Genomic DNA, 23,313 nt, shown 5'->3' on the forward strand with positions numbered 1-23,313 from the left:
TCATCAGACAGGAAAAAATGCTTGTTATCACAATAACGGAAGTTCATCCAGCCGTTCGTAAATCAACAATCCTTTCTCTTGCGCAACCTGTACCATTTCATCGGCACCCTGAGATGATCCTCCAACTCGAAGCACGGCATCACAGTAATTAAGCAGGCGAATGGAAGACGGATGGAAAATCCGGTTGAAAACGTCGTCTCCTAGATTAGTGGAACCGGCTGTAGCAATAAGAGGCAAAGCATACCACTCCCCCAGCACTGGCATATGCCCAGCCTCGTAAACTTGAAGAGCAATTTTATTCATGTATTTGACATTTTCCTCGATTAATATTGGATCATCATTGGTTCCAGAACGATATGGGCCAGCGATGAGGATATGCAGCGGTTTGGATTTTACCTTTAAGAGACCTTGGATCTGAGCGTATTGGAGCAGCATTACCGTCTTAGCATCACGAATCTCGCCGCTTTGGACCATGTCAAGCGCTTGAGCAAACGGAAGTTCCACTACTTCAATATTTTCCTGTTCCTCCTCAAGTCCCCCACCTGGACCTTTTGCCATGACATCACTATACTCAGCTACAAAGAAGTGCAGGGTTTCGGTAACAGATCCTGGTGACATATAGACCTCGCCAACTTTCTGCACTCGGTCGATACGGTACCCCGTCTCTTCCTCCGTTTCCCTCAGAATACTTTCTTCTGGTGTTTCTTTATCGAGTAGCCCCGCGCAGGTTTCGATAAGCATTCCAGTCACATTGCCGTTTAGATAAGTAGGCATTCGGAATTGTCTCGTAAGTACGATGGTTTGTTTGTGTCGATTATAGAGTAGAATGGTCGCTCCGTTGCCTCGGTCATACACTTCACGGGATTGTGTCTCCCATTGTCCATTTTCTTTTTCATACTTGAATGTGATCTTCTTTAAGGTGTACCAGTTATCCGATAGAAGTTCCTCTTTTACGATCCGTACTCTTGGGTTGTAATGCTGTGCCTTCATCTCATTTCCTCCCTAGAAAAATCCCGTTTTCTTTAGTCATTTCGAGGGCTCCATTCTCCTGTAGAAGCCGATTGACGTGTTTTCGAAATTCGTCTATAGCCGCACCGACAAGCCGCTCTTTTGCGTTCATCGGGGTCGATATCATATATTCAATCAGGGGTTCAGCTTCGTCCACTAACAGACGGTCGTCGTAACGTAGTAACCGAAGATCGGAGAAGCAAGAAGACAGCAGGTCTCCTCCGTTACCCAGATTAAATCGTTTAATAGCTTGATCCAATACATGAAGGTCGGGGTCGAACGAGACCGCCAATTGTTCAATCTCTTGTAGGTGTTGAGTGCTCATTGTAGAGGTGCATATTATACCCCCTCGCTTTAGTACGCGGTGTATCTCGCGGATCGCTTTAGGGATGTCCGGCACGTGATACAGCATGTTGTTAGCGATAACCACATCGAAATGCTCATCGTGGAAGGGGATTTGTTGCGCGTCAACAGATAAGAGCTTAAACTGTGAACTTTTACTTCCTAAGCGGCAACGTGCTTCTTCTACCATCCCGCTCGAAATATCAGTAAGTGTGATGCGCCAGCTGCTTGGAATTCGTTCGGCGTTTCTTATCCAAAAGGTCCCATCGCCGGCGCCTAACTCTAGAATGTGGGCTCCAGAGTGCACCTCCAGTTGTTCAAAGACCCAATTATGCCAGCCTTGCGGATTTGTACTGAACTTGTCATAAAGATGTATCCGCGTTTGCAAGCGGCTCGCCGTCCGATACTGTTCCCCCCAATCTTGCTTAATCTGCAAGGTTTGAATAACATTTGCTAAGTGGTTCCAATCAGACCGATTGACCGACATTTGCATAGCATCTCGTATTGCATGAACTACATGCTCCGTATGAGTGATTTTTCTCTGTAGAACATCGAGCTGTGCTTGTAATGAATGTCTGATCTCCCCTATGGATAGCGACTCTGCATCTAAGATGTCTTTTATTTCTTGAAGTGATAGCCCTAAGTATTTCAACGTTTGAATTTGCTGCAATTTTTCTAGGTCTTTCATGTTATAAGATCTTATCGATCCCGCATGATGATTTTCTGGAATTAGAAGCCCAATCTGATCGTAATATCGCAATGTCCTGACCGTTATTCCTGTACGCTTTGCAAGCTGCCCTGTCGTTAAATAGTTCTCTTTGTACATCCTTTCTCACATCCAATCGATTGCTCCAGCGTGTTGTTCTCAGTTAGTATAGCAGGTGACGTAACGTCACCTTCAAGCAAAATTTATGCATAAGAAACAGAGGGCAAGCACCCTGACAGCAGTTGGCCTTTCAGCGCCCTCTTGGAAATAATCGGAGCAAATCAACAGGGGTGGAGATTTCGTTTTCCGGGCATGTTACTTAAAACATGTTAGGAGGGGATAAGGGATGTCCAGAAGAAACAGGAAATATGCAGTGCCGGGAGTCAATCGCGGAATGCAAACGTTTAAAGCCGAGGTGATGCGGCGCGAGGGTTATGATGTAGATCCGGAGCGGCCTGATGATGTGAAATATGAAGTCGCAAAAGAACTTGGTATCCCATTGGAACACGGTGAGAATGGACATTTGAGTACAGAATCAGTGGGTCAGATTGGCGGAAAAATTGGTGGATCGATGGTCCGCGAGATGATTCGTCTTGCACAGCAGCAATTGGTGGATCAGGAAAGGGAGTAGCATTTTTTCTAAATCATAAAGTTGCAGAAAATGTAGGAGGCGGCTTTAGTCCTGAATTGCCTGGGACTGAGACCGTTTTCTTTGCGTTTTCCCAAAACAACCTAATTAATGGTAGAATTTTACCGATGTTCCACGGTATAGTGAAGAAGGCTATAACACCATTCAATTCTGTATTGGGAGAGGAATCGTCGGATGAATCAGAGGTATCGTAAACGCAACACAGCTGCTTTCACAGGGGTATCGTATTTTGCATTGGCTGCAGGTCTTTTTCTATTCTGTTTGGGGGTGTACAACGACGATTGGGAATTGAACGTGAAAGGGTATTATTTGCTTTGCATGGTGTTAATTACGATTAGCTGTATCGTTGTGCAAAAGGTCGTTAGAGACAACTCAGAGGATAAAGAAATTAAGCTAGAAAATCCGAAACACAGGATGAGAAATACAGGGGCTTTCACAATTATGGCTTTTGCAGGCTTGGTTATTGGGTATGTAATGTTCTTTATTGGTCTGTACAATGCTCCATTTCAATTGAATGTAAAGGGGTATTATATAGCTGTTATTCTGTTGATTTCATATAGCGCCGTTGGCGTTCAGAAAGTGACGAGAGATAACGCGGAGGACAAAGAGATTCTCGCCGAGCAAGATGCCAGGAGGGACATTCAAGGGTAAAGAGGGACCTAGATAAGGAGTAGTGAGATGAAATTTTTAAAAGAAAATCTTTTTTGGCAGTATCCAGTAAGCACTTTTTCTATTACAGATGAGAAGATTGAAATTATAACTGAGCCTAATACTGATTTTTGGCAACGTACCTATTATGGATTCAGAAATGATACTGCACCTGCGCTGCTAATGAGGACTGACGAGAAATACTTTTCTTTAATAGTGAAAACTGATTTTGACAGCGCTCATAGATTTGACCAGTGTGGAGTCATTATTTATCAGGACAGTGACAATTGGTTCAAGGCATCGATTGAATATGAGAATGAAGAATATCAAAGATTGGGTAGTGTAGTTACGAATCACGGATATTCGGATTGGGCAACAACAGATATCGACGCAACAATAAAAACAATGTATTACAGATTAAGTCGGCGTGAGAGTGACTTCTGTGTTGAAAATTCTCTTGATGGGATTACATTTAAGCAGATGCGTATTTTTCATTTGTTTGAAGGGAGTGAGCATATCAACTTTGGTTTATATGCTTGTAGCCCAGAGGATTCGTCATTTAAAGCAACATTTACAGAAATAGAAATCACAGAATGTCAGTGGTTGGAGCACAAATAAAGTTAAGGAATTAAGAATAAGCTAAAGGAGCCTCGTAAGTAGTGACGAAGCTCCTTTTTATTTTAAAATCTTTGTATTTAAAAAAGTTTTGAATGAACTAACTAGGTTCGCGTAGGCACTCTTTTTTTAAATAAGCAGCAAAGCTCTTGATATTCATCCGTATATGCCGATTATTGCCCTCGAGCTTACTCATCATGATGCCGCCTTCCATGATGGAAAGGGAGAAGGTAGCTAGTGCCTCAATGTCGAGATCCGCTTTGAATTCACCACTTTGTACACCTTCAGAAATGATTTTCTTTTTGGATTCCAGTGTGCCTATTAGGGCTTGCTGGGCTTTTTCACGTAAGCCTGGATGACTGTCGTCGCTTTCAATAGCCGTGTTGAGGAGCGGGCACCCCCCAATAAAGGGTGGCGCTTCAACTACTTTCTCGTACACATGTAAATATGCTAATAGCTTGCCAGAGGCCGTTTCTTGCTGACTAATGGCATGAGCTAGTTGGACCCCCACAATACTACCCGCATAGCTAAAGGCTTCATATGCAATCTCATCCTTACTGGAAAAATGACGATAAATGCCACCTTTCTTAATGCCTGTCAATTCTGTTATATCAGATAAGGATGAGCCCGAATATCCTTTCTGGTTAAACAGTTCAGCGGCTTTAGCTATGATGTAATTGCGAGTCTTCTCACCCTTTTCCATTGTCATCCTCCGTCCTTAATTGTATATGTACACGTAGTATATCAAAAGAAATTATTCTGTTGCAAAGAAAAGCATCTATGCTATTATAAAAGATACCGATTGGTATCTTTTATAATAGACAGGGGTGGAAACCATAATGGAAACGACATGGTTTAAGGAATCCAGGTATGCATGGATTGGATTAGGATCTCTCTGGGTTATTGGATTTATTGGTGCATTGACTCGCTTCAGCTTGTCTTTTTTTCAGGTGCAAATATCGACGGATTTACAGATTAGCAGGGGATTCATCTCAATGGCATGGTCCACCAATTTATTCATCGTAGCCGTATGCGCGCCTTTGGGGGGCTGGCTCGTGGATCGTTATGGCACAAAGAAGATACTAATGTTAAGTGCAATCATGAGTACTTTGGGTACTGGTATTGTCGTGTTAGGCCACCATCCTATTGTCTTTTTTATTGGATACGGTGTTATCTCTGGTTTGGCAGGTATTGGGGCGACGACAAATTATATATTGATGTTTGAATGGTTTCGGCATCATCGGGCTAAAGCAATGGCCTTGCTGGCGAGTGCCTCTTCTGTAGGATTAGCGATTATTACACCCATTTTCGTATCCATGGACTGGCTGACTTGGAAAAACGCCTTTATGGCTTCTTTTATCCTAGGTGTTTGTGTAACACTTCCCGTAATTTGGTTAGGAATTAAGAGTTCACAACAGAAAAATACGGAGAGAGCTCCTTCGGATCGTTCAATAGAAGTCGAAGGTCAAGATACATCACCTAGAGTAACTCCACCGTCCAAGAAATTTATTTCTCTTCCTATCTTTGTCGTAGTCGCGATTGCGCTGTTCACCTGCGGTATCAATATGGGATCCGTCGAGATGAATTTGGTAGCCATACATCAGTTGGCAGATGTATCACCAAGCATGATCGCCCTATCTATGAGCATCCTTGGTATTATGGAAATCACGGGGGCACTCATTTGCGGCTATTTTCTGGACCGATTCAATAAATTAATGATGATGTCTCTATTGTATGGCATACGTATTATAGGTTTTGCTTTCCTCTTTATGCACTTGGGAAGTTCACCTATTCTTTTTGCTATAGCGTTCGGAATTACCTACTTAAGTGCATTACCAGGTGGAATGCTTGTCATTAATGAGTTTGCAAAGGGTAAAGGAAAACATACCGGTGTTCTACTTCTCATGCACCAGGGCGGCGGTATAGTAGGTGTATTAATTGGAGGCCTATCCTTCGATTATTTTGGGGATTATCAGAACTTAATTGTAGTTGATGTTATAATCTGTATCCTCGTAACGCTAGGGTACTTCGGATTATTCACGACACATAGAAGGAATCTTCGGATTCAAAATAAGAAGGTTGCAGTAAGTGAGGCACTTTGACTTAGATATGGAGGGATGTAAATATAACTGCGTGCATAATTGGCTATCTTGTCCTTCATATTATAGAGGGTACTCATCTAAGAACAAAGGAGAATATAATTTGCAGCAGCAACCACAGTTAGGAAGTATAACGATGGGCGGACAGCAGCTAGGTCACGGCGCCCACGAAATGTTCGATGTGCACGAGGTATTGTCCTGCCAGATCAATTTACTGGACCAGTTCATGATGTTCAGAACCTTTGTACAGGATCAAGAGCTACTGTCTATCTTGGATCGGCAGTACAATTTCATGCTGGATCAGTACAACTTGACCTGCCAATGCTTTAAGACAGGGCAAAAGCCAAGCCAGGAAACGGCTACCTATCTTATCCCGAATATGACACAGCCGGTTTACGGCCTCCAACCGGCCCCGCCCAAGAAGCCTAACTCGTCACTGGCGGATGTGAAAGATGCGGGCGTCAGCGGGTATATGCTGGGTCTAATCAAATCCCATGCCTCACTGCTGGCCATGTCTTCACCGGAAGTGACGAACCCAGCGTTGCGTCGGGTGCTGGCTTCACAGGTGCAGCATTTTATTGAAATGGGATATGAGTTGTTCCTTTATCAGAACAAACATGCCTATTATCAGGTTCCGCAGCTTCAGGTTTCAGTAATACAGCAGATGCTGGATGCCTATGTTCCCGCTGCCGGATCTCCTCAGATGCCAGTAAATAACTAGGGCGCTGACCATTCTAACTGTAGAAGACCCGACTCGCTTGTTGTTGAACAGGAAGTCGGGTCTTCTTTTGCCTGCCTAAGCCTATACCAGAATAAAATAACACCCGATAACGCATAGTAACACCAGACGGAGGGGATATACATATGGGTACTCCAACTGGCAAGCTACCTTGGTGGCAGCTTACTTTATTTGGTGTAGGCTGCACGATTGGCACGGGATTCTTTCTTGGTTCCAGCATCGCTATCCGTAAGAGCGGATTATTGGTGTTGGTTATTTTTGTGTTGGCGGCTGTGGCAACTCTGTTCGTCTATGAGGCGCTGGCCCAAATGACTATACAGAATCCTCAAAAGGGCTCTTTTCGTAGTTATGCCAAAGAGGCTTTTGGCCGCTGGGCCGGGTTTGGCATGGGCTGGATCTATTGGTGTTCAGAAATTCTAATACTTGGCAGTACCTTGACTGCTTTGGGTCTGTTCTCGCGGGTCTGGTTTCCGAGTTGGCCGCTTTGGATTTTCACTGCCATTTATGCCGTGCTAGGTCTGCTGGTCATTATTCTAGGTAGCCAGGGGATTAACAAAGCGGAAAATCTATTCGCCATGATTAAAATTGCCGCGGTACTGATGTTCATCGTGGTCGCTGTGGTTGCCCTTTTGAGGGGGAGGGGGAATTGGGATACGGTTCACAGTTCGGCAGCATGGTTGAATAAAGGATGGATGGGTGCTTGGAAAGGGTTACTTTATGCGTTCTATGCTTTTGGGGGTATTGAGGTAATGGGCTTTATGGCGATGGACCTACGCGACTCCAAAGAAGCTCCGAAAGCAGGCAGGTTTATGCTGCTGGGCGTGACCCTGCTGTATGTACTGTCGATAGGACTCGCCCTATTATTCGTGAGCCCTAAGAAAGTGAGATCTGATCAAAGCTCAATTATTGCTGCACTTGAAGCGATGGGACTACCTATTTTTGTATATGTACTGAACGGGGTAATGATCGTGGCCGGGTTCTCTATTTTAGTGGCTTCATTGTATGCGGTCTCGACTATGCTGGTAACCTTAGCCGAGGATAAAGATGCTCCTTCTTGGCTGGCGGTGACCAAGGGAAAAAGGAAGATGCCGCTCTACGCGCTTGGTATTAATATGCTGGGCCTGTGCGTGACAATTGTACTGAGCTTGTTTCTGCCAAAGCAAATTTTTGAGCATATACCACGGCGGCCGGTCTAGTTATTTTGTACACATGGCTATTTATCCTTGCCTCTTTCCTTAAGTTATTGAGACCAAAGATGGGCGGTTGGATTAGATCCATGGTCGCTATGGCGCTGATCATTACTGCCGTGGCAGGTACACTTTTTGAAAAAGGGGGCCGTCCCGGCTTCTGGTCCAGCCTTCTGATCATCTGTGTCATTGCGTTGATTACCTGGTTTAGGGAGCACCTCTTGAAAAAACGCGGACAAACCTCATAAGCGCTTAAGAGTGAAATTTAATTCCTATTGCTTTGAACTTGTTCTTCATATAAGTATATGGACATTTAGACGGCGCACTTTCGTCATCTCGCAGAAAATATTGCTTCCATTCCAGACTATCCTCCTGCCCATACCATTGAAGGGAAGGATGTGCGGGAACACTATCGTAGTCAGCGAGCTTCTTGCGGATCTGCTTCTTCATATTGCGGCCAAATGCGGTAGAATCATTAATATTCTCGAACACCCAACGCGGCTGAAAAGCAATGACAAAATAAGGGGTATGGCGGCTTCTCCGCAGCTCATGTGCCGGGGTTGCGCAGAACGCGAAATACGGGTGCCCATCAAAGCAGAACTCCCACGAAGGATGGGAGGGATCTGTAGAAATTTCATCCGGCCAGGGCGCCGTGTCCACCGCACTGACGCGGCCCAGAATGGACCAGAACAAATTCTCATATTCCTTAATGGAGAAAACTTCCGCCAAATTTTCCGGAGTTTCAAAAAATAGAACAAGGGAAGCATATTTTCCGGTATCCCGCGAGCATTCCCCATATTGACGAAGTAATTGAGCGACCTCTATTGCAGACTCTTCACTTCGTGGATCAGCTACGAAGCCAAAACGCAAATGATTGGACAGAAACCCCTGACGTCCCGGAATACAGGGATATTTGCCTTCGGGATCTGCAATCATAGATGTAAATTGACGAAAAGCATCCTGCTGCCAGTACGGCAGCTCAGCCAGATGTTCATCCAGCCAGACCTTTGTGTTCAAATGGGCCATCCAAAAACACCCTCCTCGTTAATCAAAACATCCTATGCGAAGGGAGGGGGATAGGTGAAGGCCTAGGAAAGCTCTTGCTGGTTGAACCTATTAGCCAAACAACTGTATAAAAGCCTGAAAACCGAAGTAGATGCCAAAACCAAGAAGGCAAATTCCCGCGGCAAGGGAAATGAACCGGAGCATAGAAGGGCCGGTGAACCGATGAAGGAAGCTAGACAGCATCGCCATCACTACATCCCAGAGTAGGATGCCAACAAAAATACCCATGCTGTTCCACAGCACCTGATCGAAATGTTGATTTTCTATGCTTTTGGCCAGAATGGAGCCGTAGATACCTAACCAGAACAGAATGCTGAGTGGGTTCATTAGTGCCATCAAAAAGCCTGAACGGAAGGCGCTAGTGCCGGTCTGTGCACCTCGTGAGGCGGATCCAGGCACGGCATTGATGTTTTTTAGAGTGTCAATTCCGGTATAAAGGAGAACGAAGCTGCCGAATGTCCACAGGAAGGTTTTCATAAACGGGGTATTCAGAAAGTGGGCTAGTCCAAAGTAAATGAGTAGCATATACACTAAATCTGCACACATAGCCCCCAGTCCGATCATCCAGGATTGGAAAAATCCCATCCGCGCTCCCCGGTCGAGCTGGGCTGCATTGATGGGACCAATAGGTGCAGATAATGAAATGCCGAGTACTATATAGGTGATAAAGCTATTCATGGTCATCGCTCCTTGAATGAGATGTTAACTTGTACAAGTCATTCTATTCAAGAAGTGGGTAAGTTAGAAGACAAGCCTAGTGGGCGCTATCCTCTTTGCGACATGCTCTAAAGGATCTCCACGGCAATCGGTGTACATTTATACCCGTTGCAGACACTTTCGGAGCAGGGACAAGCCGATATGGCAATGATCAGATCCATCTCAGCCCGCAACTCAATATAATCCCCGGCTTTAGAAAGCGGTTGCTCCACGCTGACTTTTCCAGAAGGATCAATGACAGTATTCATAAAAAGATTAAACGGATAATGCTGATCGGGAGCGGGCAGGCCAAACTCCTCCAGCGCCTCATTCAGGTTATTGTAGCAGCTGGCGTGATTCTTTTTGTTATACAGCACCTCATACATCTCGGGACGGCAGGCAGAGTTAATGAAATCATGGCGGCCCACAGTATCCTTAATAATCGTAAGCAGTGGTCTGTATTGGTTGGAATAGAGGATGTCCCCCGGAAGAACATTCATCTTGCCTAGAGCATCTATCGTTACACCGGGGTCAATCCGTTCATTAGGGCGAACGGCGTTATAAGCAGCGAAATCTGCTACCTGCTCTCCTTCTACATCGGTTACCCGGACGATCTGCCCTTTGTCCAACTTGAAGCCCAATCCCTTAGTTGCTGGAATCAGCCATTGTTGTTCGCTCATCAGTACTCTCCTTCGGGATAGTCATAGTCTGTGAGGGTTAGTATGGCTCTTTGCCAAAAAAGTCATACAAAGTATAGAGCTGTCTGGCGGCATCATAGAAAGAGTTCGTATTCGATTCGATGACAATCTTTGAGCATCAGAATGCATTTATTTTGAAGGGAAACTCATTCGAAAGATAGCTCCACCCTGCTCTCCGTTATGAGCGGATATAGTACCTTCGCACCGTTCAACAATTGCACGTGAAATGGCGAGTCCAAGTCCCGTTTCTCCATTCTTACCTTTAATAAAACGCTGAAATAGCTGAGGCAGTAATTGATCAGGAATACCTTGACCATCATCAATGACATCGATCTGCACTTGTCCATCCTGCTCCGAAATTTCTATATCCACGGCTTGTGATGCATGTCTGATCGCATTGCTCATAATATTTAGTACTGCTTGTAAGAGTTTTTCCGAATCTCCATGAATATGAAGTTTTCTCGGGTTATCCACCTCGTACTTTACTTTGATGTCAACTCTCTCATTTATAGCTAATGGACGTATTCGATCGGCGGTTTTATCGATTAATTGTTCTACTGACACTTCTTCTTGATCAAAAATACCATCTTCACTTTCAAGCTTGGCTAACAAGATCATCTCTGTAACAATTCCCTTAAGTCGTTCACATTCACTTGAGATGACATCAAGACCATTGTCAGCACGATCCCCGGTGAAAATACCATCTCGTATTCCCTCTGCATAACCTTGAATCGTCATTAGTGGGGTCTTAAGTTCATGAGAAGCATTCTGGAAAAATTGTCTTTGAGCATGATGGTATTGTTTAAGTTCTCCTGCGAGATGATGGACACTTTGGGCTACCTCACCAATTTCCCCGCCAGTTTGAATGAGCTGCACCTCATCGAATTGGCGTTTTTCAACTTTTTTGAGCTCAAGCTTTAATTTCTCAAGAGGAGTAACGAGACGTTTGGTAATAAATAAACTTAGGCCAAAGGCAATAATGCCCCCAATCACCATAATGAACATCATTCTTGTAAAAAGCTCTGATTGATATGATTTCACTTTGCTCAGCGGTGTAGACAAGACAAGGGTGGCTGGGGTTACAGCACTAGCTGGATCAAGATTCTGTGGATTAGAAGTTAAGGTCTCAACAATATATTTCTCCTGTCCATTTTCCCATAAATCCTGCTGATTGTGACTTGAATGCTGTTCAATGAGCGGTAGCCATGTCTGTGTCTGCGCTTCAGTCATTGTACTAAATAATATATTACGATTCGGCTCTATGAGTAACGCATCGACGGATCTATTAATTTCTTGAGCCGGCTGTACGATAGCTGCTGCTGACTGAGAAGGTGTTAGGTCTTGAACAGGTAACGAATTGACCAACTCCATCATTGCACTGCCTTGTGATCTTAGCTCTTCTCTTTGATTATTGATTAGTGTGTCCATTAGTAGAGGATAAACGAATGTAGCTGTAAGTACGAGTACGCATACCAGTAATATTCCAAATGATAAATGAAGCTTATAGATTAGTTTCATGTTAGGTCTTCACTCCATCCACGCGCATTCGATAACCATAGCCCCAAACGGTTTCAAGAGGCAGGTCTTCCATTTTACGACGAAGTCTTTTGACTAAATCGTCAATTGCCCGATCGCTACCGAAATAGTCATCGCCCCACACTAAAGTTAACAACTCATTGCGAGAAAAAGCACGATTCGGTTGCGCTGCTAAGGTATGAAGCAATGAAAATTCCTTCACCGTCATTTCAATTTCTTTAAACCTCCAGTAAACCAGACGACTATCTAATACTAGACGAAGCTCATCGATGATGAGGTCGTTTGATTTAGAAGAGACTATACTCTGTTCTGATCTTTCTGTAAGGGAGTTAAGCCGATGGAATAAACGATTTACTCGTGCGACCAGCTCACGTGGGCTGAAAGGCTTAGTTAAATAATCATCGCTTCCAAGCTCAAGTCCAAGTATCTTATCTACTTCCTCATCACGAGCAGAGATCATAATAATAGGAACTTCGGCTTCCTTGCGTATTTGTTTGCAGAATTCATAGCCATTCATACCTGGAAGCATGATGTCTAGAATCCACATATCCGGGCGCTCTGTGTTCCATAACATGAGCGCTTCTTCTGCTGAACCTAATGATATGGTGCTATAGCCTTCCTTCTGTAAATAATTCTCAACGATATCTCTTATATGACAATCATCTTCAACGATTGCGATTTGATAGCTCTTCATCAACAGACCTCCTAACCAATACATCTATTATTCTAACAAAGTTGTCCTTTCAAGCGGGCTTTTCCATACTTTTTCCACAATTGCTCCAAATTAATACCGAAGCTGATCTATAGAATAGTTATTTGTACGGTAAACATGTTGCTTGTATGGAACAAGCTCGAAAGGGGGTTGAGGCTGTGAGAATTTCATATTTGGCTCGCAAGGAGATTCTTGTGGCGTTCTGCTTTCTTGCTCCGAGTTTGATCGGGTTTGCGCTATTTTATTTGATTCCGTTTGGTCAAAGTGTTGTATTTTCATTTGAGAATCCAAGTGGTGAGGCAGGGTTATCGTTTGCCAATTATCAGAGCCTATTAGCTAGCTCGTCCTTTCAAAAGGCGGCAGGGAATACATTCTGGTTCACAATAATTGGTGTTCCGATCCTTATTCTGTTGTCACTTGCTCTTGCCATGCTGCTTAACAAACGTGTCTACCTTCGGAATTGGCTGCGTACCTCTTATGTACTGCCACTGGTTGTTCCAGTAGCGTCAATTGTGCTCGTATGGCAGATCCTATTCGACTGGAATGGTTTTTTCAATCATGCATTAGAGTGGATTGGAATTGAGCGGATCGATTGGATGAAATCAGAGTGGGCGCAAGGGGTCATTATTTTTATCTATGTATGGAAAAACATTGGCTATAATGTGGTTCTATTCTTGGCTGGACTGCAAAATATCCCAGACCAATATTATGAGATAGCAAACCTGGAAGGTGCAAGCTGGGCTCGTAAGCACCACATCACCTTGATTTATTTAATACCGACAGGATTTTTAGTGATGCTGATGTCGATTCTGAACTCATTCAAGGTATTTCGGGAAATTTATTTAGTTGCGGGTGACTATCCTCATGACAGTATCTATATGCTTCAGCACTATATGAACAATATGTTCTTATCGCTCGATATTCAGAAGCTGTCGGCTGCAGCTTTCTTAATGGTGCTCTGTATTTTAGTCATTGTGTTGATGCTCTTCCGAGTTGAACATAAGTTCCGTTCATTTATGGAGTAAAGGGAGGGGTGTAGATGAACAAGAAACAGATAAGAACACTGCTACTTACTATTTTCTTAGCCGTAATCGCGCTGGTAATGCTATTTCCAGTTGTACTCACAATGGTAAGCTCCTTGATGACGGAGAAGGAAATTATGCTGAATTACGGCATGTTAGGTAATACACAGATGAATGACTTTGTGAATTTGAAGCTGATTCCAGATTGGGTTTCGCTGGAGCAATTTTATAAGGTGCTTATTTCAACCTCGCAATTTCTTCGTATGTTCTGGAATTCTGTATTTATGGTGTTTCCAATCATTATAGGCCAGGTCGTGGTGGCAACATTAGCGGCATTTGCATTTGCTAAGCTGCGATTTCCTGGCAGAGAGCCCTTATTTATTATGTATCTGATCACGATGCTCATGCCGTTCCAGGTCACGCTTGTGCCGAACTATATCATGTCCGATCGGCTAGGGCTGATTAATAGTCCAAGCTCCATTATTTTACCAGGGATATTTGCGGCGTTTGGTGTGTTCCTGCTCAGACAATTTATGCTCCAAATTCCAACGGCATATATGGAAGCAGCCCAAATGGATGGGGCGGGTTATTTTCGATCCTTTATCAGGATTGTCCTGCCTATGGTTAAACCTGGAATGGCAGCGCTTGTTGTTCTGCTGTTTGCAGATTACTGGAATATGGTGGAGCAGCCCCTGATCTTTCTGCAGGATGCCAATTTGCAGCCCTTGTCCATTTTTCTATCTCGTCTACAGGAAGATGCGCTTGGGGTATCCTTTGCGGCTGCGGTCTTGTATATGACGCCTATGATTCTTTTGTTTCTTTTGGCGGAACGGTATTTTATTGAGGGTATAGAGCTTTCTGGAATTAAAGGATAGGGGAAATGAGATGACAAGCACATCTAAGCGACAACGATTAACGGCTGCTTTGTTTGTATTGTTCTTTGCGATATTGGCTGGCCTGACTTTCTTTAGCAGCACACTCGAAACGATGACGCTGCCCAAAGTAGTTACGGAGAAACTTACCTCGAAATCATTAGTTCATCAGGTTAAAGGGAGTGGAGTCTTAACACCTCGAAAGCAGGTGGATTTGTTGAATGAGACTGGCTCAAAAATTGTGAAGGTACATGTAAAAGAGAATGATGAGGTTAAGAAGGGGCAAAAGCTCGTGACATTTGATAGCTCTGATCTGGATGAGCAGATTTATCAAGAGGAAACGGCGCTAAAGAAACAACAGTTAAATCGGGAGATTCTGGAGGAGGATATGCTGAATGCTTTGATAGATGGTGATGAGCAGGCGATTGCCAAGGCAGAGCGAGCTCTTGAACTGGATAGTATGGATCTTGAACTGGCGCAAAGAAAGATGAATAAGCTGCGCAAAGATAAAGCGGATAAACAGACACTGACGGCCCCCTTTGATGGAAAAGTAACAAAGATTACAGCAGAGGATAGTATGAATGCTTCACAAGGGGGGACAATCCTGACCTTAATGGATAGTCGTAAGGGCTTCGAATTTTCATTTGCTGTCGAGTCGGATAATACGGCATTATTCGAGATCGGTTCTAAGGTTTCTGTTCGATTGCAGAAAAACAATACACTGGTTAACGGTGTAATTGAAGAGATTAAAGCTGCATCCCAGGAGAGCAGTGAAGAAGATTCATCCGATAAATCGAGTTATCAGGTTGTCGTTTCTGTCTCCGATGATGGTATTAAAGGTGGCGAACAAGTCAGTCTGGATATAAAGAAGGAGTCAAATGAAAAAGGTTATGTGTTACCAAAGAAATGGGTTCATAAAGATACAACAGGGAGCTATGTCTTTGTAATTGAGGAGAAGAAAAGCTCACTCGGCAATACGTTTAATGCACGCAAGGCTTATATTGTAACGGGTGATTCAACCGAAGATGAGATTGTAGCTGTGAGCGGCTTAAGTCCTGATGATGAGATCATTATTGAATCAAGTGAACCACTTCAGGAAGGTAATCGAATCCGAGTATATTGAAGGGAATGAATGAATTTGAAAAGAAGATGGGTTTTGTCCTTATTAGCAATGATAGTCGTATTATCGGGATGCTCTAGCAGCAGCGTGGGATCAGGTACAGAAGGATCAACTAATGAACAATCAGGCCAGAATGGCAATAAGATTGAGATTGCGACCATGGCGGTAACTCCTTATTTAGATGAGGCGGTTAAGCAATATAAAAAAATTCGCCCAGATATACAAATTGAAATCAAAGAGTATCTAGCCAGACCTCAAACGGAGGAAATGACATCGAGCGAATCATTCTCAAAGAGCGATGTTGAGAAATATATACAAACGGTTAGCACACAGATGATGTCCGGCAAAGGGGCAGACATCATCGTAATGAACGATCTGCCGCAGGACAAATATGTCGCCAAGAACATGCTGACTAATTTCTATGATCTGATGGATCAGGACTCAGAATTTGATCGAAACCAGTACTATCAAAATATCTTTAAGAACTCCCAGGATGGGGACGGATTGTATGCAATGCCATTCTCATTTGTCATCGACGCGCTTACTGGGAATACAGAGTTGTTAGAAAAAGCTAATATTAAAATCGATGATAAGACCTGGACATGGGATGGATTTAAAGAAATTTCTAAGAAGCTTAAGGAACAAGTTGGTGAGGATTATGTAGCATTTGTTAATCTATTTCCGATTCAAATGTTAGCGGAGTATATAGAAGCGAATTATGATAAGCTCATTGATCAAGGTCAAGCTAATTTTGATTCCGATCTGTTTCGAGACATGATGAAGCAAATCAAATCGATGTATGATGAAGGCGTACTTAAAGAGGAATTTTCGTACGATTATACCAAAACTTTGTTCAGCAAAGCTAACCTTTTCGATCCAATGTCAGGCCTCTCTCAAGTCCTTGATCCAAAGCTTAAACTATATCAAAATCCAACAGTCAATGGAAAATATAACGGAACTCCATTTAAGTCATACTTTACTTTAGGCATTAACAGCAAGTCCAAGGTTCAAGAGGAAGCTTGGAACTTTATTAAGTTCATGCTTTCCGAAGATATGCAATCTTCACCAGTGGTACAGGGTTTTCCGCTGCATAAGGGAGTTGTGGAGAAACAGTTTAATGATGCTAAGCAGCAGGCAGTAGCGGGAACACTACCTCTTCTAGAACAGAAGTTTGATGCTGAGACTGTAGAAAGTAAAATCCAAGAATTACATCAGCTTCTAGATGGAGCAAGTAGGAATTTATCTAGTGATCATAAGGTCGTTTCAATTGCAATTGAAGAGTTTGATTCATATATGAGTGGTCAGAAATCCGCTGAAGACGTCAGCAAGCTGATTCAAAATCGAGTCAACACTTACATTAACGAGTAAATAGAACATTGTAATCGAGAGGCGCTCAAACATTTAACGGTGATTGAACGCCTTTTGTTTATTTTGCAGGAATCATCCCATTTGTCGTTGAATATATCCCGTTAACCGTATTGCGTATTCGAGATACGCAGCCACAGGAGGGAACAACATTGAAATCGACTACCGTTCAAAGCCTTACAGAGACGTTTAAGCTGGAAGTGCTTGCAGGTGCTAGCTGCATGGATCGTGAAATCACTCGTTCAAAGGCGCATAGACCTGGTCTGGAGTTCGTGGGTTACTTTGATTTTTTCCCAACGAAGCGGGTACAAGTATTGGGCTGCAAGGAAATCAATTATCTGTTAACCCTAAGCGTTGAAGAGCGCAAGCTACATATTGGTAATATCGTCAAGTATCATCCACCATGCTTTATTGTGACGACAGGTCAGCAGGAGATTCCTTATTTAACTCTATTCTGCGAAGAAGAGGGCATCCCGTTGCTTCGGACGCAGGAGACGACGACAGAGATCATCGCAAAGATTGATACCTATCTGGTGAAGGCGCTGGCGCCAGAGCTTTCAATTCATGGGGTATGTGTAAACGTGTCTGGTATAGGTGTCCTACTCAGGGGCAAGTCAGGGATTGGAAAAAGCGAAACCGCGCATACGCTTATTAGAAGAGGTCATCGGTTTGTAGCGGATGATATCGTGGTGCTGAAGAAGCTGGGACCGGCGACGCTTCTCGGCACACATAACGAGACGACCCGCGAATTCCTAGCGCTGCGCAGTATTGGTCTGATCAATGTTGTACGCCAGTACGGGCGTAGAGCTTTTCAGGATGAGACGCGAATTGTACTCGACATCGAGTTGTCTCCTTGGCGAGAAAATTCCTTGAACAATGAGCTCGAACTGGAGCCGAAGTTCACAGACTATCTCGGTGTCCAAATTCCGCATATTGAAATCCAGCTTCAGCCCGGTCGTGACGTAGCCGGCCTAATTGAAGCTGCCGCCAACAACTGGTATCTGAAGCAGCTTGGCTATAGCGCCGTAGAAGAGTTTATGCAGAGGATTGAAAACAAGCAATGAGGGGTGCTCATGAATTTGTGTATACGTAACAGACCGCAGAAGAGCTATGTGGTCTGTTTTTTTAACTAAATTTCGCCTTTGATGCGTGATTGGCTGGGCATAGGCTATAAATGGTATAATTTCTAATAGGTATTTTGAGTGATCGTTACAAGGAGGTATTAATGATGAGTGATGAGCTATTGGGAAAATTGGATACTTGGCATGAAGAGGATGAATTTCAAGAAATCGTGGATGCAATAACGGAAATTCCTGAAGAGGAAAGAGATTATGTTCTAACTAGTCATTTGGGCAGAGCGCTTAATAATCTCGGGCAATATGAAGAAGCTTTAGAGCAGTATTTGAGCATTGAAGAAGAGGGTGAAGGTGACCCGCTTTGGCATTACCGTATCGGAGTTTCCTATTATTATCTGAAGCGGTACGACGAAGCTTTAAAAGCATTTACAATTGCAGACGAGCTAGAGCCTGATGATGAGGACACCTTGGAGTTTTTGGGATGGATCAAACGAAAATTGGCTAAGAAAGCTACGAAAAAGCCTGTGAATAAACCTGCAAAGAAGCCTGTAGTAGCGATCGACACCACCAACTTTTGGGATGACAGCGAGTATGCGTTCTCAGAGTATATCTCTGAACCGCCTACAGATGCATTGATTGCTTCAGTAGAAGAAGAGCTGGTTTTTAAGCTGCCAAAATACTACGTTGAAATGATGAAGCTACATAATGGGGGAATTCCTCATAACACTCGGTACCCAATTCCGGGAACAGAAGAATTTATTACGATTTCAGGTATCCTTGGAATTGGACGAGATAAGAATAAGTCGCTGTGTGGAGCTTCAGGCAGCCGGACTGTGATTGAAAATGGACGTTATCCTGAGGTTGGTGTAGTGATTTGTGATTGTCCTTCCGAGAATGAAGTAATCATGCTGGATTACCGCGAGTTTGGAAATGATGGCGAACCCGAGGTTATTCATGTTGATCGTGATAACAAATACAAGATTACTCGCTTGGCTGATAATTTCGAGTCCTTTATCGGCGGACTGGTGAAATAGTGGATTTGGCGATTTAGCTGAATGTGGGGCTGATAAATCAGCCAAATAAACGACCGAAAAAAACAGAGCAACGGTTCTTCAATAACGGAGAATCGCTGCTCTGTTTCTTTTTAACCCACTCATTGATCGCTATTAAACACCTTGCACTGAAGCACATCGAGTGCTCGGTTGATTTCTTCTAGTTCTTCAGTAGAAGAATCCTTGATCCGGTCCAGGAAACGTTCACCAATCTGCTCAAAAGCTTTGTTCATCATCGCTTGTCCAGCGTCAGATAACCGAATCATTTGCTTACGCCGATCTTCTGCGACATCCAGCTTTTCGCAAAGATTCTTTTCTGTTAATTTCTTGAGCTCACGGCTCGTGTTCGGCATAGAGATATTCTTACAATCACTAATTTGACTGAGAGTAACAGGCTGGCTGACCGCAATATACTCCAGAATACTATATTGAACGGGCGTAATACCTTCCGGTCTAACATCTTTGGTTAAGTCGAATGTTACTTCATGGACTGCCGTCGTAAAGGTCACTAATTTATGAAAAAACGCTTCTTTGTCCATAACGATCACCTCTTAGTGTAAACTTTAACAAAATAATTATCATAATACAATTATCATTTGACAACTAAATAAAGGTTGTGATACGATTTTGTTATCAAATGATAATTAAAGAGGTGGACCAATGAACGTTCTAGTCATCTATACTCATCCGAATCATAAAAGTTTAAGTTATGCTTTTCTCAATAAAGTCATTCAAGGAAGTAATGAAAATCGAAAGATCACGAACATCGAGGTGCTTGATCTATATGAAGAGCAATTTGATCCGGTGCTGGTTTTTAATGAAAATAAACGTAGAAGAGACATGCATATCGATCCCAAGTTTGAGAAGTATCGTGAGCAGATTCGTCAGGCCGATAAAATTGTGTTTGTGTATCCGATCTGGTGGGGCCGGCCTCCCGCCATGCTACTCGGTTATATTGATCAACTGTTTGCCTCTAATTTTGCTTATAGAGAAAAGGGCGGTCTTATCCCGGAGGGGCTGCTGAAAGGGAAGTCAGTAGTTTGTATTTCCAGCATGAAGGGGCCAACCCTTTATCCTTTATATTGGTTAAACAATTCCCATAAGGTACTGATGAGAAAAGCATTATTTCAATATTGCGGTATGAAAAAAGTGAAGTTTTTCGAGTTTGGGAATATGGAGAGTCCAAAAGGTAAACATGACAAAAAGCTAAATCAGGTCTACCAATATTTTAAATCTGTAGCTAATTGATGCCTCAAAGATAATAGCTCGATGATCATTTGGACTCGTTATAAAGATAGGCGACATAATCCTGCAGCACTGAGGTGTGGTCCATTTGTCGCAGCATAGTCCCGATATTTCCACGGTGATAGCTGCCATGGTTTACGATGTGGAAGATAGCCCCGGAAATGGATGTCTCAAGTGATCCCATAGTTGGATGATCTAACACAACGGTGGGGTCCTTATCTATTTGACTAGCCAGCACCATTTTATTTTTGCTGGTTAGCTCACGATAGAGGACATCCATTTCTTCAATATCTTTTATAGCTAATAAGGACTCTAATTGGGCAGCTGATGCTTTAGCTTCATTCCTAGTTCGCCCTTCAATCAAGTCAAACCAAATGTTCTCCACGACATAAATATGCGTCACAACCTTCGCTACCGAAGAAAAACCGCTCTGGATATCCTTATGATAAATGTCTTTAGGCAACTCCTTTAAGCGATGGATGATCGTTTGATTAGCCCATACATTGTAGTCATACATTTCTAACGTCGGATGTTTCTCCATGAGTTTCTCCCCCTAAGATTATAGATGCTTTAATTATACCCATTCCAAAAATGTTCGGTACAATTTAGAGATGTTTATTATAGGATTCTTTGTCCAAAATAAACCAAAATACAGACGACAGCGATAAAGCAGAGGAGTAACCAATTCGCTAGCTTCATTCCCATTTAAACCGTATCTGCCTTGATCATTGTTAAGTCCTCGCCGCTTACTTGTTTGATTAAATTCATTACCTTATAGGCTCCTCTGCCGTTCTCATAAGGTTTCATCTTATCTGTGTAAGTAGAGCGGTTCTCGTATAGCGTCATAATCGAATGGACAAAGGTTTGATTAGTTATCTCTTCTTCAAGTAACATTTCAGCGAGTCCAGTTTGTTGAAAATACTGCGCTTGGGCAAGTTGACCAGAGCGGCTGCCGCCATTCGTGTGAGGAATTAATAACATTGGCTTTTGCATAGAAAGAAGCTCCATCATAGAATTTGAGCCTGCACGGGATACGACAACATCCGCCATAGCTAATAAATGTGGCAGCTCACAGCTTGTAATGAATTCATACGATTTGTAGCCTGACATCGAGAGGTGATAATCAACTTTTCCCTCCCCGCAAATATGAACCACTTGAAATTTGTCTATCAACTCAGCGAGTACATTGTTCACCATTTGGTTAATGCTGTGTGCCCCTTGGCTTCCTCCCATAATAAGAAGAACAGGCTTAGCAGAGGTGAATCCGCAAAAGGCTAAACCACGTTGTTTATCAGCTAATTTGAATTGCTCCTTCAAGAGCGGTCCCGCATGAACGGCCTTGAGAGAAGCAGATTTGGTTACAGTATCCAGAAAATTTGTACACAGATGAGTGGCAAACGGAAGTGATATTTTATTAGCTAGTCCAAGATTTAAGTCTGGTTCATAAATAATGATGGGCACTTTGTTGAGTTTGGCTCCAATCACGACCGGTACAGAAACAAATCCACCTTTAGAAAAAATCACACTTGGTTTGATGGTTCGTAGGAGTCGGTAAGATTGAAAGATGCCCTTCATGATTTTGAGTACATCGGTCACATTCTTCCAATCGAAATAGCGTCTCAATTTCCCTGTGGAAATGGGATGGTAGGTCACTTCCTCCTTGTAGTCAGACAAAAGCTTACGCTCAATTCCTTGTTCGGAGCCTATATAATGGACGTCCCAATCCTCTGCTAGACACTTAGGGATCAACACGAGGTTGCCGGATACATGTCCAGCGGAGCCTCCACCTGTAAATACGATCGAGGTACTCATGCTAGAAACCCACCTTGTTGTAACATTTCTTTTATGGCAGGTTTGCTCATCAACACATGATTCGAATCATAGCTCTGGAAGTCCACAGGCGGGCAAGAGGCATAGGCTTCTTGTAAACCTTCTATAGGAAAAGGAGGGAGAATCACATAATAGTGATCATCCAGATGAATGGAAGAAGCACTCTCGAATTCCGAAATTAGGGCCTCACTTAAGCTTTCACCGGGACGTATCCCCGTTTCCTTGATTTGGATCGTGCTAGTTGATAAGTCGTCAATTAAGACCTGGGCAAGATCCTTAATGCTGCAAGCAGGCATTTTGGTCACAAAGACTTCTCCGCCTCTGCTTTCTTCTGTTGCTTTAAGGAGTAGGGTAATTGCATCATCTATGGTTAAGAAAAAACGAGTCATTCTAGCATCTGTAAGGGAAATGTCTACTCCATCCACAATACTTTGTTTGAAAATAGGCACCACGCTACCCGTTGAGCCAAGTACATTGCCACTTCTCACACATACAAACTGAGTTTTGGTTTGTCTGAGGTTGGCATGGACCATTAGCTTTTCACCGAGTGATTTTGTCATTCCGTAGGTGCTCGATGGTTGCGCTGCTTTATCGGTTGAGACATAGACTACTTTTTTTACGCCATGTTTAATAGCGGCTTGAATCACATGCTGAGTTCCGAGGACGTTAGTCTTCATCGCACTGTCTGGTTGTTGTTCGCAGATCGGAACATGCTTCAAGGCCGCTAAATGATAGATATAATCTACCTGATGGCAAGCTTGCATCAGTTCTTGCTTATCACGTATATCACCGATGATGAACGTTAGTTTGGGATTATGATGATATTCCTGTTGTAGTTCTACTTGAAGTGACTCATTGCGGGAAAATATTCTGATTTCTTTTGGGTCTCTTTCCAATAACCGTTTCACGAGTTGTCGTCCCCAAGATCCGGTTCCACCGGTAATTAATATGGTTGTATTTTGCACGGTTTGTTCCTCCTATGATCTTAGCTACACAATAATCATAGTGTTCATATGTTACGTGAATATGGC

The 23,313-nt window shown here is 43.2% G+C and carries 24 protein-coding genes and 2 pseudogenes; 14 read left to right on the forward strand and 12 right to left on the reverse strand.

Going from position 1 to position 23,313, the window contains the following annotated elements:
• Positions 1–27: 27 nt before the first annotated feature.
• Positions 28–990, reverse strand: coding sequence for a GDP-mannose pyrophosphatase NudK (gene nudK / locus MKY52_RS09640; RefSeq protein ID WP_341051077.1), 963 nt, complete (start codon positions 988–990; stop codon positions 28–30).
• A 1-nt stretch (position 991) separates the two neighbouring features.
• Positions 992–2,176, reverse strand: coding sequence for a MerR family transcriptional regulator (locus MKY52_RS09645; protein ID WP_341051079.1), 1,185 nt, complete (start codon positions 2,174–2,176; stop codon positions 992–994).
• 226 nt (positions 2,177–2,402) lie between these two features.
• Between MKY52_RS09645 and MKY52_RS09650 the strand changes: the two genes are divergently transcribed.
• The 4 genes and pseudogenes from MKY52_RS09650 (at position 2,403) to MKY52_RS09665 (ending at position 3,971) form a co-directional block, all read left to right on the forward strand.
• The gene (locus tag MKY52_RS09650) at positions 2,403–2,687 is read left to right on the forward strand and encodes an alpha/beta-type small acid-soluble spore protein (RefSeq protein WP_076285007.1); all 285 of its coding nucleotides are present in this window, start codon (positions 2,403–2,405) and stop codon (positions 2,685–2,687) included.
• 192 nt (positions 2,688–2,879) lie between these two features.
• Positions 2,880–3,062: pseudogene (locus MKY52_RS09655) on the forward strand (YiaA/YiaB family inner membrane protein); the annotation flags it as partial.
• A 57-nt stretch (positions 3,063–3,119) separates the two neighbouring features.
• The gene (locus MKY52_RS09660; RefSeq protein ID WP_306035596.1) at positions 3,120–3,356 is read left to right on the forward strand and encodes a YiaA/YiaB family inner membrane protein; all 237 of its coding nucleotides are present in this window, start codon (positions 3,120–3,122) and stop codon (positions 3,354–3,356) included.
• 27 nt (positions 3,357–3,383) lie between these two features.
• Positions 3,384–3,971, forward strand: coding sequence for a DUF1349 domain-containing protein (locus tag MKY52_RS09665; protein WP_341051081.1), 588 nt, complete (start codon positions 3,384–3,386; stop codon positions 3,969–3,971).
• A gap of 97 nt (positions 3,972–4,068) precedes the next feature.
• Here the strand turns inward: MKY52_RS09665 and MKY52_RS09670 are convergent, their stop codons facing one another.
• Positions 4,069–4,677, reverse strand: a complete 609-nt coding sequence (locus MKY52_RS09670) for a TetR/AcrR family transcriptional regulator (RefSeq protein ID WP_341051082.1) — start codon at positions 4,675–4,677, stop codon at positions 4,069–4,071.
• 130 nt (positions 4,678–4,807) lie between these two features.
• Between MKY52_RS09670 and MKY52_RS09675 the strand changes: the two genes are divergently transcribed.
• The 3 genes and pseudogenes from MKY52_RS09675 to MKY52_RS09685 all read left to right on the forward strand — a co-directional run bounded on the left by MKY52_RS09675 (position 4,808) and on the right by MKY52_RS09685 (position 8,241).
• On the forward strand, positions 4,808–6,070 hold the full coding sequence (locus MKY52_RS09675) for an MFS transporter (protein WP_341051084.1): 1,263 nt from the start codon (positions 4,808–4,810) through the stop codon (positions 6,068–6,070).
• Positions 6,071–6,203: 133 nt separating this feature from the next.
• On the forward strand, positions 6,204–6,788 hold the full coding sequence (locus MKY52_RS09680; protein ID WP_042194715.1) for a spore coat protein: 585 nt from the start codon (positions 6,204–6,206) through the stop codon (positions 6,786–6,788).
• A 143-nt stretch (positions 6,789–6,931) separates the two neighbouring features.
• Positions 6,932–8,241, forward strand: a pseudogene (locus tag MKY52_RS09685) (amino acid permease).
• A gap of 4 nt (positions 8,242–8,245) precedes the next feature.
• Here the strand turns inward: MKY52_RS09685 and MKY52_RS09690 are convergent.
• The 5 genes from MKY52_RS09690 to MKY52_RS09710 all read right to left on the reverse strand — a co-directional run bounded on the left by MKY52_RS09690 (position 8,246) and on the right by MKY52_RS09710 (position 12,682).
• Positions 8,246–9,019 (reverse strand): YqcI/YcgG family protein, encoded by a 774-nt coding sequence (locus tag MKY52_RS09690; protein WP_341051086.1) that lies wholly within the window; start codon positions 9,017–9,019, stop codon positions 8,246–8,248.
• Between the two features lie 90 nt (positions 9,020–9,109).
• Entirely contained in the window at positions 9,110–9,736 is a 627-nt protein-coding gene (locus MKY52_RS09695; protein ID WP_341053382.1) for a LysE family transporter, read from the reverse strand.
• Between the two features lie 107 nt (positions 9,737–9,843).
• Positions 9,844–10,434, reverse strand: coding sequence for an urea carboxylase-associated family protein (locus tag MKY52_RS09700; protein WP_341051087.1), 591 nt, complete (start codon positions 10,432–10,434; stop codon positions 9,844–9,846).
• Positions 10,435–10,581: 147 nt separating this feature from the next.
• Positions 10,582–11,970 carry a sensor histidine kinase gene (locus MKY52_RS09705; protein ID WP_341051089.1) on the reverse strand — a complete coding sequence of 463 codons (1,389 nt, stop codon included), beginning with the start codon at positions 11,968–11,970 and terminating at the stop codon, positions 10,582–10,584.
• A gap of 1 nt (position 11,971) precedes the next feature.
• Positions 11,972–12,682 (reverse strand): response regulator transcription factor, encoded by a 711-nt coding sequence (locus tag MKY52_RS09710; RefSeq protein WP_341051092.1) that lies wholly within the window; start codon positions 12,680–12,682, stop codon positions 11,972–11,974.
• A gap of 146 nt (positions 12,683–12,828) precedes the next feature.
• Here MKY52_RS09710 and MKY52_RS09715 point away from each other — a divergent pair, with 146 nt between their 5' ends.
• The 6 genes from MKY52_RS09715 to MKY52_RS09740 all read left to right on the forward strand — a co-directional run bounded on the left by MKY52_RS09715 (position 12,829) and on the right by MKY52_RS09740 (position 19,189).
• Positions 12,829–13,725 (forward strand): carbohydrate ABC transporter permease, encoded by an 897-nt coding sequence (locus MKY52_RS09715; RefSeq protein WP_341051093.1) that lies wholly within the window; start codon positions 12,829–12,831, stop codon positions 13,723–13,725.
• Between the two features lie 14 nt (positions 13,726–13,739).
• Positions 13,740–14,597: a carbohydrate ABC transporter permease gene (locus MKY52_RS09720; RefSeq protein ID WP_341051095.1), complete on the forward strand. Its 858-nt coding sequence runs from the start codon at positions 13,740–13,742 to the stop codon at positions 14,595–14,597.
• A gap of 10 nt (positions 14,598–14,607) precedes the next feature.
• Positions 14,608–15,717 carry an efflux RND transporter periplasmic adaptor subunit gene (locus tag MKY52_RS09725; RefSeq protein ID WP_341051097.1) on the forward strand — a complete coding sequence of 370 codons (1,110 nt, stop codon included), beginning with the start codon at positions 14,608–14,610 and terminating at the stop codon, positions 15,715–15,717.
• 9 nt (positions 15,718–15,726) lie between these two features.
• The gene (locus MKY52_RS09730; RefSeq protein WP_341051099.1) at positions 15,727–17,082 is read left to right on the forward strand and encodes an ABC transporter substrate-binding protein; all 1,356 of its coding nucleotides are present in this window, start codon (positions 15,727–15,729) and stop codon (positions 17,080–17,082) included.
• Between the two features lie 149 nt (positions 17,083–17,231).
• Positions 17,232–18,143, forward strand: coding sequence for an HPr(Ser) kinase/phosphatase (gene hprK, locus MKY52_RS09735; protein ID WP_042192937.1), 912 nt, complete (start codon positions 17,232–17,234; stop codon positions 18,141–18,143).
• A gap of 164 nt (positions 18,144–18,307) precedes the next feature.
• Positions 18,308–19,189 (forward strand): SMI1/KNR4 family protein, encoded by an 882-nt coding sequence (locus tag MKY52_RS09740; RefSeq protein WP_341053384.1) that lies wholly within the window; start codon positions 18,308–18,310, stop codon positions 19,187–19,189.
• Positions 19,190–19,308: 119 nt separating this feature from the next.
• On the opposite strand, the gene MKY52_RS09745 is transcribed toward MKY52_RS09740, so the two are convergent.
• A complete protein-coding gene (locus MKY52_RS09745; protein WP_341051101.1) occupies positions 19,309–19,746 on the reverse strand; it encodes a MarR family winged helix-turn-helix transcriptional regulator in 438 nt (145 codons plus the stop codon).
• A gap of 121 nt (positions 19,747–19,867) precedes the next feature.
• On the opposite strand from MKY52_RS09745, the gene MKY52_RS09750 reads away from it, so the two are divergent.
• Positions 19,868–20,455 (forward strand): NAD(P)H-dependent oxidoreductase, encoded by a 588-nt coding sequence (locus MKY52_RS09750; protein ID WP_341051103.1) that lies wholly within the window; start codon positions 19,868–19,870, stop codon positions 20,453–20,455.
• 25 nt (positions 20,456–20,480) lie between these two features.
• Here MKY52_RS09750 and MKY52_RS09755 read toward each other — a convergent pair whose 3' ends face one another.
• From MKY52_RS09755 to MKY52_RS09765, 3 genes are all read right to left on the reverse strand, one after another.
• Positions 20,481–20,993: a DinB family protein gene (locus tag MKY52_RS09755; RefSeq protein WP_341051105.1), complete on the reverse strand. Its 513-nt coding sequence runs from the start codon at positions 20,991–20,993 to the stop codon at positions 20,481–20,483.
• A gap of 164 nt (positions 20,994–21,157) precedes the next feature.
• The gene (locus MKY52_RS09760) at positions 21,158–22,264 is read right to left on the reverse strand and encodes an undecaprenyldiphospho-muramoylpentapeptide beta-N-acetylglucosaminyltransferase (RefSeq protein ID WP_341051109.1); all 1,107 of its coding nucleotides are present in this window, start codon (positions 22,262–22,264) and stop codon (positions 21,158–21,160) included.
• Positions 22,261–23,247 carry an SDR family NAD(P)-dependent oxidoreductase gene (locus MKY52_RS09765; RefSeq protein ID WP_042192925.1) on the reverse strand — a complete coding sequence of 329 codons (987 nt, stop codon included), beginning with the start codon at positions 23,245–23,247 and terminating at the stop codon, positions 22,261–22,263. Before MKY52_RS09765 ends, MKY52_RS09760 begins: the two co-directional genes overlap by 4 nt.
• Positions 23,248–23,313: the final 66 nt, after the last annotated feature.

This window comes from Paenibacillus sp. FSL P4-0184 (assembly GCF_038004625.1).
Classification (GTDB): Bacteria; Bacillota; Bacilli; order Paenibacillales; family Paenibacillaceae; genus Paenibacillus_AQ.

What these genes read in the sequence shown, in the direction of transcription:
- MKY52_RS09645 (WP_341051079.1), bottom strand. Translation starts at nt 2,176, where the DNA reads ATGTACAAAGAGAACTATTTAACGACAGGGCAGCTTGCAAAGCGTACA.
- MKY52_RS09690 (WP_341051086.1), bottom strand. Translation starts at nt 9,019, where the DNA reads ATGGCCCATTTGAACACAAAGGTCTGGCTGGATGAACATCTGGCTGAG.
- MKY52_RS09750 (WP_341051103.1), top strand. Translation starts at nt 19,868, where the DNA reads ATGAACGTTCTAGTCATCTATACTCATCCGAATCATAAAAGTTTAAGT.
- MKY52_RS09680 (WP_042194715.1), top strand. Translation starts at nt 6,204, where the DNA reads ATGGGCGGACAGCAGCTAGGTCACGGCGCCCACGAAATGTTCGATGTG.
- MKY52_RS09745 (WP_341051101.1), bottom strand. Translation starts at nt 19,746, where the DNA reads ATGGACAAAGAAGCGTTTTTTCATAAATTAGTGACCTTTACGACGGCA.
- MKY52_RS09740 (WP_341053384.1), top strand. Translation starts at nt 18,308, where the DNA reads ATGAGTGATGAGCTATTGGGAAAATTGGATACTTGGCATGAAGAGGAT.
- MKY52_RS09730 (WP_341051099.1), top strand. Translation starts at nt 15,727, where the DNA reads ATGAATTTGAAAAGAAGATGGGTTTTGTCCTTATTAGCAATGATAGTC.
- MKY52_RS09755 (WP_341051105.1), bottom strand. Translation starts at nt 20,993, where the DNA reads ATGGAGAAACATCCGACGTTAGAAATGTATGACTACAATGTATGGGCT.
- MKY52_RS09665 (WP_341051081.1), top strand. Translation starts at nt 3,384, where the DNA reads ATGAAATTTTTAAAAGAAAATCTTTTTTGGCAGTATCCAGTAAGCACT.
- MKY52_RS09725 (WP_341051097.1), top strand. Translation starts at nt 14,608, where the DNA reads ATGACAAGCACATCTAAGCGACAACGATTAACGGCTGCTTTGTTTGTA.
- MKY52_RS09695 (WP_341053382.1), bottom strand. Translation starts at nt 9,736, where the DNA reads ATGAATAGCTTTATCACCTATATAGTACTCGGCATTTCATTATCTGCA.
- MKY52_RS09705 (WP_341051089.1), bottom strand. Translation starts at nt 11,970, where the DNA reads ATGAAACTAATCTATAAGCTTCATTTATCATTTGGAATATTACTGGTA.
- MKY52_RS09650 (WP_076285007.1), top strand. Translation starts at nt 2,403, where the DNA reads ATGTCCAGAAGAAACAGGAAATATGCAGTGCCGGGAGTCAATCGCGGA.
- MKY52_RS09710 (WP_341051092.1), bottom strand. Translation starts at nt 12,682, where the DNA reads ATGAAGAGCTATCAAATCGCAATCGTTGAAGATGATTGTCATATAAGA.
- MKY52_RS09720 (WP_341051095.1), top strand. Translation starts at nt 13,740, where the DNA reads ATGAACAAGAAACAGATAAGAACACTGCTACTTACTATTTTCTTAGCC.
- nudK (WP_341051077.1), bottom strand. Translation starts at nt 990, where the DNA reads ATGAAGGCACAGCATTACAACCCAAGAGTACGGATCGTAAAAGAGGAA.
- MKY52_RS09715 (WP_341051093.1), top strand. Translation starts at nt 12,829, where the DNA reads ATGGAACAAGCTCGAAAGGGGGTTGAGGCTGTGAGAATTTCATATTTG.
- MKY52_RS09700 (WP_341051087.1), bottom strand. Translation starts at nt 10,434, where the DNA reads ATGAGCGAACAACAATGGCTGATTCCAGCAACTAAGGGATTGGGCTTC.
- MKY52_RS09760 (WP_341051109.1), bottom strand. Translation starts at nt 22,264, where the DNA reads ATGAGTACCTCGATCGTATTTACAGGTGGAGGCTCCGCTGGACATGTA.
- MKY52_RS09675 (WP_341051084.1), top strand. Translation starts at nt 4,808, where the DNA reads ATGGAAACGACATGGTTTAAGGAATCCAGGTATGCATGGATTGGATTA.
- MKY52_RS09670 (WP_341051082.1), bottom strand. Translation starts at nt 4,677, where the DNA reads ATGACAATGGAAAAGGGTGAGAAGACTCGCAATTACATCATAGCTAAA.
- MKY52_RS09660 (WP_306035596.1), top strand. Translation starts at nt 3,120, where the DNA reads ATGAGAAATACAGGGGCTTTCACAATTATGGCTTTTGCAGGCTTGGTT.